The sequence below is a fragment of the Brevundimonas poindexterae genome (assembly GCF_020524625.1).
GTDB lineage: Bacteria > Pseudomonadota > Alphaproteobacteria > Caulobacterales > Caulobacteraceae > Brevundimonas > Brevundimonas poindexterae_A.
Map to the genome: position 1 here is coordinate 604,476 of NZ_JAIVLL010000002.1, position 10,599 is coordinate 615,074.

General features: G+C 69.4%; 12 protein-coding genes. 4 read left to right on the top strand and 8 right to left on the bottom strand.

All coding sequences use genetic code 11. From position 1 onward, the window contains the following. Nucleotides 1–29: 29 nt before the first annotated feature. From LC068_RS09320 to rdgB, 7 genes are all read right to left on the bottom strand, one after another. Entirely contained in the window at nt 30–1,607 is a 1,578-nt protein-coding gene (locus tag LC068_RS09320; RefSeq protein WP_226636573.1) for a YifB family Mg chelatase-like AAA ATPase, read from the bottom strand. A 53-nt stretch (nt 1,608–1,660) separates the two neighbouring features. Next, nucleotides 1,661–2,911: a M1 family aminopeptidase gene (locus LC068_RS13865; protein ID WP_226636575.1), complete on the bottom strand. Its 1,251-nt coding sequence runs from the start codon at nt 2,909–2,911 to the stop codon at nt 1,661–1,663. Between the two features lie 155 nt (nt 2,912–3,066). Further along, nucleotides 3,067–4,011, bottom strand: coding sequence for a glutathione synthase (gshB, locus tag LC068_RS09330; protein ID WP_226636577.1), 945 nt, complete (start codon nt 4,009–4,011; stop codon nt 3,067–3,069). Nucleotides 4,012–4,026: 15 nt separating this feature from the next. Then, nucleotides 4,027–4,446, bottom strand: a complete 420-nt coding sequence (locus tag LC068_RS09335; RefSeq protein WP_226636578.1) for a YraN family protein — start codon at nt 4,444–4,446, stop codon at nt 4,027–4,029. Beyond that, on the bottom strand, nt 4,443–5,324 hold the full coding sequence (gene rsmI / locus LC068_RS09340) for a 16S rRNA (cytidine(1402)-2'-O)-methyltransferase (RefSeq protein WP_226636579.1): 882 nt from the start codon (nt 5,322–5,324) through the stop codon (nt 4,443–4,445). The genes LC068_RS09335 and rsmI overlap by 4 nt, the downstream gene beginning before the upstream one ends. Before the next feature lie 42 nt (nt 5,325–5,366). After that, a complete protein-coding gene (hemW, locus tag LC068_RS09345; protein ID WP_226636580.1) occupies nt 5,367–6,518 on the bottom strand; it encodes a radical SAM family heme chaperone HemW in 1,152 nt (383 codons plus the stop codon). Beyond that, nucleotides 6,511–7,113, bottom strand: a complete 603-nt coding sequence (gene rdgB, locus LC068_RS09350; RefSeq protein ID WP_226636581.1) for an RdgB/HAM1 family non-canonical purine NTP pyrophosphatase — start codon at nt 7,111–7,113, stop codon at nt 6,511–6,513. Before rdgB ends, hemW begins: the two co-directional genes overlap by 8 nt. A 462-nt stretch (nt 7,114–7,575) precedes the next feature. Between rdgB and LC068_RS09355 the strand changes: the two genes are divergently transcribed. From LC068_RS09355 to LC068_RS09365, 3 genes are read left to right on the top strand one after another with little or no spacing between them, the layout of a single operon-like run. Continuing rightward, complete coding sequence (locus tag LC068_RS09355; RefSeq protein ID WP_209118635.1) at nt 7,576–8,151, top strand: DUF2975 domain-containing protein; 576 nt, start codon at nt 7,576–7,578, stop codon at nt 8,149–8,151. 19 nt (nt 8,152–8,170) lie between these two features. Next, nucleotides 8,171–8,416: a helix-turn-helix domain-containing protein gene (locus LC068_RS09360; protein ID WP_226636582.1), complete on the top strand. Its 246-nt coding sequence runs from the start codon at nt 8,171–8,173 to the stop codon at nt 8,414–8,416. Next, on the top strand, nt 8,400–8,933 hold the full coding sequence (locus LC068_RS09365; protein ID WP_226636583.1) for a Smr/MutS family protein: 534 nt from the start codon (nt 8,400–8,402) through the stop codon (nt 8,931–8,933). Before LC068_RS09360 ends, LC068_RS09365 begins: the two co-directional genes overlap by 17 nt. A 77-nt stretch (nt 8,934–9,010) precedes the next feature. On the opposite strand, the gene LC068_RS09370 is transcribed toward LC068_RS09365, so the two are convergent. Beyond that, nucleotides 9,011–9,493 (bottom strand): Hsp20 family protein, encoded by a 483-nt coding sequence (locus LC068_RS09370; protein ID WP_209118629.1) that lies wholly within the window; start codon nt 9,491–9,493, stop codon nt 9,011–9,013. 287 nt (nt 9,494–9,780) lie between these two features. Between LC068_RS09370 and LC068_RS09375 the strand changes: the two genes are divergently transcribed. Then, nucleotides 9,781–10,560, top strand: a complete 780-nt coding sequence (locus LC068_RS09375) for a class I SAM-dependent methyltransferase (RefSeq protein ID WP_226636584.1) — start codon at nt 9,781–9,783, stop codon at nt 10,558–10,560. Nucleotides 10,561–10,599: the final 39 nt, after the last annotated feature.

The following is a 10,599-nucleotide window of genomic DNA, read 5'->3' on the forward strand; positions in this document are numbered from 1 at the left end:
CAGACTAGCGCCGACCTCTTAACACCCGCTCAAACGGGGGCGTGGGCCCCCGACGTCGCCCGGTTGAACTGGGCTTCAGCATCCATGCGGTTGTGGCGATAGATGAGGGCCTCGGCCACATGGCGGCGCAGAATGCCGGTCGAGCCGTCCAGATCGGCGATGGTGCGCGCCAGGCGCAGGGTCCGGGTCCAGCCGCGCGCCGTCAGACCCCCGGCCTCGCCCGCCCGCATCAACAGGGCCCGCCCGTCGGCATCGGGTTGGGCGAACCGGTCCAGCAGGGCCCCGGCCAGATGGGCATTGATGACGGGCTCGCCCTCATGGTCGGCCTCGTCCAGACGGGCGGCCTGAACCTCGCGGGCGCGGGTGACGCGGGCGGCGGCCTCGGCCGTGCCCTCGGTCGGGGGTGGCAGGCTCATGTCGGCGGCGGTCACCGGCGGCACCTCGACCGTCAGGTCGATGCGGTCGAACAGCGGGCCGGAGATGCGGTTCTGGTAGTCCCTCTGGCAGCGCGGGGCCTTGCCGCAGGCCCCCTTTCCCGCTCCGCCCAGCCCGCAGCGGCAGGGATTCATGGCGGCCACCAGCTGGACCCGCGCCGGATAGCGGACATGGGCATTGGCGCGCGCCACGATCACTTCGCCGGTTTCCAGCGGCTGGCGCAGGGAATCCAGCGCCTGGGGCGAATATTCGGGCAGTTCATCCAGAAACAGCACGCCGTTGTGGGCCAGCGACACCTCGCCGGGCTTGGCCCGGTGCCCGCCGCCAGTCAGGGCGGCCATGGACGCTGAATGATGCGGCGCGCGAAACGGCCGCTCGCGGGTCAGGCCGCCGCGCTCGATCAGCCCGGCCATGGACCAGACCATGGAGGTCTCAAGCAGTTCTTTGGGCGTAAGCGGCGGCAGCAGGCCGGGCAGGCGCTGGGCCATCATCGACTTGCCCGAGCCGGGTGGGCCGATGAACAGCAGATTGTGCCCGCCGGCGGCGGCAATCTCGAGCGCGCGCTTGGCCCCTTCCTGCCCCCTCACCTCGTTCAGATCGGGCACCGGGCCGTTCGACTTGAGCGGACCCGGGCGCGGTGCGCTGAGCACCTGACTGCCCTTGAAATGGTTGATCAGGCCGATCAGCGACCGGGGCGCCAGCACGGCCACATCCGGCCCGGCCCAGGCGGCCTCGGGGCCGTTGGCCTCGGCACAGATCAGCCCCAGCCCCATGCCGTTCGCCGCCACTGCGGCGGGCAGGGTACCGCTGACCGGCACGATCCGTCCGTCGAGGCTGAGCTCGCCCAGCGCGGCCCAGCCGTCCAGTGCATCGGGCGCGATCACCCCCATGGCCGCCAGCAGGGCCAGGGCGATCGGCAGGTCGAAATGGCTGCCTTCCTTGGGCAGGTCGGCGGGCGCCAGATTGGCAATGATCCGCCGCGACGGCAGGGCCAGACCGATCCCGGCAAAGGCGCCCCTGACCCGCTCGCGGCTCTCGGCTACGGCCTTGTCCGGCAGACCGACGAGGGTGAAGCTGGCCTGGGTGCCCTCACCCCCCAGAATCTGGACCTCGGCATCGACGCGCCGGGCATCCACCCCGTCGAACGCAACCGTCACCACCCGCGCGACCATGGCCGTCCCTCCGCTCCCGCAGATGAGAACAAACTATGAACGAACAATGTTTGTCAAGCGGACGGGACCAGGGCCTCGGCCGAACCGTAGACCCAGCTATCGAAAAGCGGGGACAGGTCGGTGGGGGTCCGGGCCTGCATCGCCCTTTCGAAATCCTCGCTGGTTACGGACCGGCCGAGGTTGTCCCGGGTGTAGGTACGAATGCCCAGCCAGAAGGCGTCCTCGCCCATCGTCTGCCTCAGCACATCCAGAAAGACGCTGGCCTTGGAATACTGGAAGCAGCGGCGCACGCCGAGGGACGGCCACGGACCTGCAAAGGTCAGCGGCACATCCTGCCACCGCTCCCGGCATCCCTCCCACCGGGTACGCGCCAGGCCGATTTCACGATCATAGGCGTCCCGACCCCAGCGGTGCTCCTTCCAGGCCGCCACCATGAAGGTCACCACGCCCTCGTTGAGCCAGAACTGGGTCAGGTCACGCGCCGTGATGCGATTGCCCCACCATTGATGCGCCAGCTCATGGGCCACAGCCCAATCCTCGGTCGGGTCCTCGCGGACGGCCAGAACAGAGCTTCCCCCCAGAATGCTGTGGGAGACCGCTTCCTGGGCCTCATTGCGGTCCGGAATGAAGAGCTGGGCATAGTGCGGCGCCGGGAAGGCCACCCCGGCCCGACCTTCGAAAAAGCGCAGCATGTCACAGGTTTCGGCGAAGACGGGCTCGGTCGTTGCCACGCCTTCGGGGGCCCACACGTCCAGCTTGACCGGACAGTCGCCCGGGAGGGGCATCCCGTGCAGGCGTCCTGCCGCGAAGGCATGAACATAGGCCGGGAAAGGCTCGGCGGTACGCCACAGGTGGCGTTCCCGGTCCGGACCCTGACTTGTGCGATCGACCTGACTGCCGGGGCCGAGGGTGGTCATCCCGCTCGGGACGACAAGCGCGAGGTCCATGGTGAAACGGTCGGCAAAGTCAGACTGTCGGCACACCATCCAGTCACAGGCGAAATAGCCGGTGTAGACCCGATCGGCGGACCGCTGAACGCCGCGCGGCTGGTCCACGGAATAGGCGACCGTCAGCGCATGCTCTGTTCCGACCTGCAGGGCGTTGGGAAGCTGGAAGCCGGTGCCGGCGTCGTCCGTATGCAGGGCGGGAACGGGCTGACCATCCAGCTCCGCCGAAGCCACCTCCAGTGCGCCTGTGTCGAACTGCAGCCGGTCCCCGGCACCGGTCACGACAAAAGTCAGTGTCTGGAGCCCGGTCAGGGTTCCATCGGCGCCAAAGGGGTCGAGCTCGACAGACTGATGCACAATGTCGATCTGTGCAGGGCCAGACGCCGGCGCGGGCCGAGGGGGAGCCTGAACCGACGGTATCGCCGAACAGGCGGCAGGCAATCCGCTCAGCAGAGCCAGCGAGAGGGCCAGGCCCGAGGCCCTGCCCGAGGGGGTGCCGGCCCGTGTCATGATCAGCTGGCCCGCTTCGCCTCGATCACCTCCCACATGCGGGCGGTGGCGTCGATGCCGGTGAAGCGCTTGAGCTGCTGCGCCCCGGTCGGGGAGGTGACGTTGATCTCGGTCATCCAGTCCCCGATCACATCAATGCCGACGAAGATCAGGCCACGCTCTTTCAGCGTCGGGCCGATGGCGGCGCAGATTTCCTGATCGCGCGCGGTCAGCTCGACCGGCTGGGCCGTGCCGCCGACGCGCAGGTTCGAGCGGACCTGATCCTTTTGCGGAACACGGTTGATCGCCCCGACCGCCTCGCCGTCGACGATCAGGATGCGCTTGTCGCCCGCCGACACGGCCGGCAGGAATTTCTGGATGACCAGAGGATCGCGCGAGCCCATGGCGTGGATCTCGACCAGGGCCGCCAGATTGGGGTCGCCGGCCTTGAGCCGCACCACGCCCGAACCGGCGGCGCCGTGCAGGGGCTTCAGCACCACATCGCCGTGGCGCGCATGGAAGTCGGTCAGCTGGACCACATCGCCGGTGATCATCGTCGGCGGCGTCAGGCCCTGGAATTGCGCGACCAGCAGCTTCTCCGGCGACGAGCGCACCTCGGCCGGATCGTTCACCACCAGGGTGTGCGGATGGATGGTCTCCAGCAGATAGGTGGCCGTCACATAGGCCATGTCGAACGGCGGATCCTGTCGCATCAGGACGACGTCGACGTCCGCGCCCAGGTCCAGCCGCACCCAGTCGCCGAAGGTGGCGTGATCGCCCTGTTTCTCCTGGACCGTGACGGGACGCGCCCGGCAGAACAGCCGCCCGTCTTCCAGCGCCAGGGTGCGGAAATCATAGACCCACAGCCGGTGGCCGCGCGCCTGTCCGGTCAGGGCCATCAGGAAGGTGGTGTCCGAGGCGATGTCGACCGCTTCCATCGGGTCCATCTGGATGGCGACCTTGAGCATGGCGGACCTTTCGGATCAGAGACGATAGCGGCCGTCGAGGTCGGTCTCGGCGGCCAGACCCCGGATATGGCGCGGCAGACGCCCGGGCGCCAGTGCGATCAGGTCCAGCCGCAGGGTCAGGGCGCGCAGACCCGGCCGGGACTTGCGCACGGCGGCGGCGGCGCGCACCAGCCGGCCGTGCTGGACGGGGCCCAGAGCGTCGAGCGCGGCCTCGCGCGTGGCGCGGCGCTTGACCTCGACCGCCGCCAGCACCCGGCCCTTGCGAGCGAGGATGTCCAGTTCGCCGTGGCGGGTCTTCAGCCGGAAGCCGAGAATCTGATAGCCCTTGAGCATCAGCCAGACCGCCGCCGTCCATTCGGCGGCGTGACCTTCGGAGTGGGCCAGCCGGCCCTTGCGGGTTCGTCCCTCGCGCCGGTCGGGGACGGTCGGGGTCACCGGCCCGACAGCTCCAGCGCGCGGCGATAGACCTGTTTCCGGGGCAGGCCGAGGCTTTCGGCCACGCGGGCGGCGGCCTCGGACACGGAGCGGTCGGCCAGTTCGGCGGTCAGGGCCTGATCCAGGGTTGCGGCATCGGCCGGCGCCTCGGCGGCGGGCCCGATGACGATCACCATTTCGCCCTTCGGCGACTGGCAACGCGGGTCACCGGCCAGCTGGTCGAGCGGGCCCCGCACCCAGGTCTCGTGCAGCTTGGTCAGCTCGCGGGCGACGACGGCTTCTCGCGGACCCAGCACCTCGGCCATGTCGGCGAGCGAGGCCGCCAGGCGCGGGCCGCTTTCGAAGACCACGACCGTCTGGCCGGGGGCCTTCAGCGACTCCAGCGCCGTGCGCCGGGCACCCGACTTGGCCGGCAGGAATCCCGCGAACAGCACCCGGTCGCTGGGCAGGCCCGCCCCGGTCAGGGCCGCCAGCAGGCTGGAGGCCCCGGGAATGGGGAAGACCGGCAGGTCCGCCGCCACCGCGGCCCGCACCACCGGATAGCCCGGATCGCTGACCAGCGGCGTGCCGGCGTCGGACACCAGCGCCACCACCTGGCCGGCCTCAAGCCGCTCCAGCACCTCGGGGATGGCCCGTTCGGCGGCATGGTCGTCGCAGCGCTCCAGCCGCGCGCGAAGGCCGTAGGCGGTCAGCAGGCGTGCGCTGACCCGTGTGTCCTCGGCCAGCACCAGATCCGCGGCGGCCAGCACGTCCAGCGCCCGGAGCGTGATGTCGCGCAGATTGCCGATCGGGGTCGACACGACATAGAGGCCGGGGTCGACGCGGCGGGGCGGCGGGGCAGTGCCCGTCCAGAGCGGGGGAGCGTCGGGGTGAGTCATCGGCGGGACCGTGCCAGCCGCGAGGCGCCACCTCAAGCACGATCAGGTGAGCAGCGCCTTCAGCACGCCATCCAGCACGGGCCGGCCCTTTGGCGTGGCGACAATCCGGTCGCCCGTGGGGACGAGGAAGCCGTCGGCCAGCAGGTCACCGAGCGGAGCGGTGTCCACCGACAGCCCCAGCCGTTCCAGCCGGGGGAGAGCCACCCCTTCGACGGTGCGCAGGCCCAGCAGCACCGCTTCCTCATCGGCCTCGGGGGCGGACAGGGATGTGACCTCCGACCAGGGCGACCCGCTCGCGACACCGGCGACATAGTCGGCGACACGGCGGTGGGCGACGGTCGCGGTGCGCTGGCCGTCGAGGGTCAGGCGCCCATGGGCCCCGGGGCCCAGACCCAGATAGTCGCCTGCCCGCCAGACATGCAGATTGTGCTGCGAGCGGGCCGCCGGATCGCGGGCGTGGTTGGACACTTCATAGGCCTCGAACCCGGCCTGACCGAGGATCGACTGGGTCGCGTCATACAGGTCGGCGGCAAGCGCCTCGTCCGGCGGGCTCCAGACGCCGCGGCGGACCGCGCGCCCGAAGGCGGTCTCGGGTTCGATGGTCAGCTGATAGGGCGAGACATGCTCAAAGCCGCTGTCGAGGGCCCAGAGCAGTTCGGCGCGCCAGTCGTCCACCGTCTGGCCCGGCCGCGCATAGATAAGGTCGATCGACAGCCGGTCGAAATGGCGCCCGGCGAGGGCGACGGCCCGCCGGGCCTCCTCGCCCGAGTGATTCCGGCCGAGGAAGGCCAGCGCGGCATCATCCAGCGACTGCACCCCGAGCGACAGCCGCGTCACGCCGGCGGCGGCAAAGGCGGCGAAGCGGTCGGCCTCGGCATCCGTCGGATTGGCCTCCAGCGTCACCTCGACGGGATCGGTCGCGGGAAACAGGTCGCGCGCCCGCGCAATGACCTCTGCCACCCGGCCCGGCGGCATCAGGGACGGGGTGCCGCCCCCGAAGAAGATGGACACCAGCGGGCGCGGCCTCAGCCGGGCGGCCTGGGCGTCCAGATCGGCCAGCAGGGCATCAGCAAGCGCATCGGCCTCGGCCTCGCGGCCACGGGCCCGCACCACGTTGAAGTCGCAATAGGGACAGATGCGCGCACAGTACGGCCAGTGGACGTAGAGGGCGACACCCGGCAGGGCGTCAGTCAATCAGGGCGTCTTTCAGCAGGGCGAAGGCGCGGGCGCGGTGGCTGATGCTGTCCTTGTAGGCCGGCTCCATCTCGCCAAAGGTCTGGTCGTGGCCCTCGGGGATGAAGACGGGATCATAGCCGAACCCCCGCTCGCCCCGCGGCGGATAGGTCAGGGTGCCGTCCACCCGTCCCTCGACCACCACGGCCGGCCCCTGCGGCCAGGCCACCGCCAGCGCCGAGGTGAACCAGGCGAACCGGTCGTCCGAACCGATTTCCTCCAGCCGCTGCTCGACCTTGGCCATGGCGTGAGAGAAATCCTTGTCCGGTCCGGCCCATCGGGCGGAAAAAATGCCCGGCGCCCCGTCGAGGGCGCGCACGGACAGGCCCGAGTCATCGGCCAGCGCCACCAGCCCCGAGGCCTCGGCCGCATGGCGCGCCTTCAAGAGGGCATTCCCGGAAAATGTGCTCTCGGTCTCGTCCGGTTCGGGCAGATTTTGATCACTCATTGTGACGACGTCGTAATTTCCATCCAGCAGGGCGGAAATCTCGACCGCCTTGCCCGGATTGTGGGTCGCGACGAGCAGCTGCATCCCCTTGATTAATTTAAGTTTCATCGGGCGGGTCACTCCACGGCTCAGGATTGCCAAAGTTTAACATCGTTAAACGATATGTAACGTGATTTCTCGGCGGGGCAGGGCTATCTATTATTTCAAGGACGAGGGGTTGCAACGTTCTTGCCGAAGGCTCAAAGCGCAACCACATTTCAACCGCGCGAAGATAAGCGCAAAACCCGCCCCCTCAGGGCACTATGGAGAAGAACAATGAACGCCATGCCTGTCACCATGATGATGGACCGTATCGGCACCGTCGTCCTGAACGTCGCCCTTCTGGCCGCGATCCCGACCGCCCTGGTCGCCTTTCTCGTCCAGTCCTTCTGATCCGGCCCGGCCTTGAAGTTTCCGACTTTGACGCTGCCCACAAACACCGCGATTGTAGAGTCCGCGCGGGCCTGAACGGCCGGACACCCGCGCGGCGATCGCCCTGATCGCCTGACGATCCTGCCGGCGAGCCTTCCGATGCGCCTTCCTTCGCCTCGATTTCCCCGCCGTATCCTTCCTGCCTTCCGGGCGCTTGGTCCCGGATCCGTATCCAGCCTGCTGAAGACCGCCCTGGATATCGCCTACGGCCTGCTGATCCTCATGACCCTGCTGGCCTGTCTGGTCTTTGCCGTGGTCGCGGTCATTCCCATGGACCAGGTCGGCCTGACGGTCATGTCCGACACCGGCGGCACCCGCATTCCCCTGCCCCGTGCCCATGCCCTGTTCGGGATCGGCGCCTTCATCGGCTATTTCGGTGGCTTCGCCCTGATCCTGCGCCACCTGCGGCGGATCTTCCGCACCCTGACGCTGGGCGACCCCTTCCATCCCGACAATGTCAGCCGTCTCAAGCAGATCGGCCTGATCCTCGCCATCGTCACCGGCGGAGTCTGGCTGGGCCAGATGCTGGTCTCGCGCCTCGCCCGCGGCGTGATGGACCCGCCCAGCCTGTTCAACCTTGTCACGCCGGCCTTTTCCGTGCTCGTGGTCTTCGTGCTGGCCGAGGTGTTCCGCGAGGGCGCCCGCCTGCGCCGCGAATCCGAACTGACGATCTGAGCGTACCCCCGAGAGACCCATGGCCATCCGCGTCCAACTTGATCGGCTGCTGCTGGAGCGGCGCATGTCCCTGACCGAGCTCAGCGACCGGGTGGGCGTGACCGTGGCCAATCTATCCATCCTGAAGACCGGCAAGGCCCGGGCGGTCCGCTTTTCGACGCTGGACGCCCTGTGCCGCGAGCTGGGGTGCCAGCCGGGCGACCTGCTGACCCAAGACCCGGGTCCGGCCGGCGGCGATGAACCGGTCGATGACCCGCAAATCTGATCCGCCGGTCGAGGACGGCGCGCCGCTCTGGCGGCGGGTGACCTCGACCGTGACCCCCCTCGCCCCGCGCCGGATGCCCCTCGAGGCCATGCCGCCCATCGACACGGCCCCGACCCGGCGGCCCCGCGCCGCGTCGGGCCAGCCCCCGGCGCCCCCGCCCGCCCCGGTCGTCCGCCCGCAGAGCCCGCCCTCGGATCTCGACGTCCGCCGTCACCGGCGGCTGGCGCGCGAGCGCGATCCGATCGAGGCCCGACTGGACCTGCACGGCCATGGGCGCTTCCAGGCCGAGGATGTGCTGACGGAATTCCTGACACGCTGTCAGACCCGGGGCCTCCGCGCCGTTCTGGTGATCACCGGCCACGGCCGGCGCGCGGGCGGCGGCGAGGGCGTGATCCGCGCCTCCCTGCCCGAATGGCTGAGGGGGCACGCCCTGCGCGGCGTGGTCGCCGCCTATGCCCCGGCCCACCGGCGCCACGGGGGCGAGGGCGCCTGGTACATCACCCTGCGCCGCAGCTGAGCACGCACGAAAATGGCCCGGATGGCGAACCACCCGGGCCGGAAGTCGATTGGGGATTTACAGGAAGACCGGCCGGCTTACGCGGCCTTCTTCTCGATCTTCGGCTGGGGCCGCGACTGGGCCTTGCCTTCGATCGCCGAAGGACCGGTCACGATCTCGATCTGGCGGGGCTTGAGCGCCTCGGGCAGCTCGCGCTTCAGATCGACGGTCAGCAGGCCATTCACCAGCCGGGCTTCGGTCACCACCACATAGTCGGCCAGCTGGAAGCGGCGCTCGAAGTCGCGCTCGGCCAGGCCGCGATGCAGATAGGTCCGGTCCTCGCCGGTGTTCGCCTTCTTGCCGGTGACGGTCAGGAGGTTCTCCTTGACCTCCATGGTCAGTTCTTCGGGCGTGAAGCCGGCGACGGCCAGCTCGATCCGGTAGGCGTTCTCGCCGGTCGTCTCGATGTTGTAGGGGGGCCAGCCCGCTTCGCTGGTGCGCGCGGCGCTCTCCAGCATGCCGGCCAGACGGTCAAAGCCGACGGCGGAACGGTAAAGGGGGGTCAGGTCAAAGGTACGCATGTCATCCTCCTGGGATCAGCAAGGTTGATCCGCCCGGCGATTTGCCCGGACGGCGGGGTGATGGGCGATACGACCCGCTCTGCGGCGCCGCTCGTCCCGGGAGCCCGACATCGGCGCTCCTGAACAGGGATTTGGGATGGCGTTTGCCCCCGTCAAGAGGCGGACGATTGCCGATGATGCGAAAATCGGTCGCGGCCCGGCAGGACGGGCCGGGCCTTTGATCGCTTGCCCTTGCGCCCCGGTGCCTTAAGGCTCTTGGCCTGACCCCCTGACCGAGGATTCCGACGATGTCCCACGCCCCTCGCCTGCCTCTGCTCGTGATCGCCGGCCTTGCCCTGGCCACCCCCGCCATGGCCCAGACGCCTCGCCCGGCGCAGGACCCGGCCCTGATCCGGCCTATGGTCCAGGAGGACGAAGTGCTGAAGGCCGCGATCGCCTCGGACAGCCGCGCCGAGGCCGACCGTGCACGCGACGTCTATCGTCACCCGTATGAAAGCCTGACCTTCTGGGGCCTGCGTCCCGGCCTGACGGTCGTCGAGATCGAGCCCGGCCGGGCCGGCTGGTGGAGCGAGATCCTCCAGCCCTACGCCGAGGCCACGGGGGGCCGCTATGTGGCCGTGAACCGGCCGCTGGAGACCATGGGTGTCGCGTCCGGTGAGGCCGACTTTGTCCTGGTGGCGCGGGCCTTCCACAACTGGCATCGCGCCGGCCGTACCGACGCCTATATGGCCGCCTTCTTTGACGCGCTGGCCCCGGGCGGCATCCTCGCCGTCGAGCAGCACCGCGCCCCGGCCGGGTCGGACGTCGATCAGACCGCCGGCACCGGCTATGTGCCCGAATCCTACGTGATTTCCGCCGCCCTCAAGGCGGGCTTCGAACTGGAGGCCTCCAGCGACCTCAACGCCAATCCGGCGGATGATCGCCAGCACGCCTTCGGGGTCTGGACCCTGCCCCCCGTCCGCCGCAGCGAAGGCGATGGCCGGGTGCTGACCGAGGCCGAGCGTGCGGCCTATGACGCGATCGGCGAAAGCGACCGGATGACCCTGCGCTTCCGCAAGCCGGAATGATTGCGCACGACGGCTTTGACCCTGCCTGCGAAGCTGGGT

What these genes read in the sequence shown, in the direction of transcription:
- LC068_RS09365 (WP_226636583.1), top strand. Translation starts at nt 8,400, where the DNA reads ATGACCCGCAAATCTGATCCGCCGGTCGAGGACGGCGCGCCGCTCTGG.
- gshB (WP_226636577.1), bottom strand. Translation starts at nt 4,011, where the DNA reads ATGCTCAAGGTCGCCATCCAGATGGACCCGATGGAAGCGGTCGACATC.
- LC068_RS09370 (WP_209118629.1), bottom strand. Translation starts at nt 9,493, where the DNA reads ATGCGTACCTTTGACCTGACCCCCCTTTACCGTTCCGCCGTCGGCTTT.
- LC068_RS09355 (WP_209118635.1), top strand. Translation starts at nt 7,576, where the DNA reads ATGCGCCTTCCTTCGCCTCGATTTCCCCGCCGTATCCTTCCTGCCTTC.
- LC068_RS09360 (WP_226636582.1), top strand. Translation starts at nt 8,171, where the DNA reads ATGGCCATCCGCGTCCAACTTGATCGGCTGCTGCTGGAGCGGCGCATG.
- LC068_RS09320 (WP_226636573.1), bottom strand. Translation starts at nt 1,607, where the DNA reads ATGGTCGCGCGGGTGGTGACGGTTGCGTTCGACGGGGTGGATGCCCGG.
- rdgB (WP_226636581.1), bottom strand. Translation starts at nt 7,113, where the DNA reads ATGAAACTTAAATTAATCAAGGGGATGCAGCTGCTCGTCGCGACCCAC.
- LC068_RS09375 (WP_226636584.1), top strand. Translation starts at nt 9,781, where the DNA reads ATGTCCCACGCCCCTCGCCTGCCTCTGCTCGTGATCGCCGGCCTTGCC.
- rsmI (WP_226636579.1), bottom strand. Translation starts at nt 5,324, where the DNA reads ATGACTCACCCCGACGCTCCCCCGCTCTGGACGGGCACTGCCCCGCCG.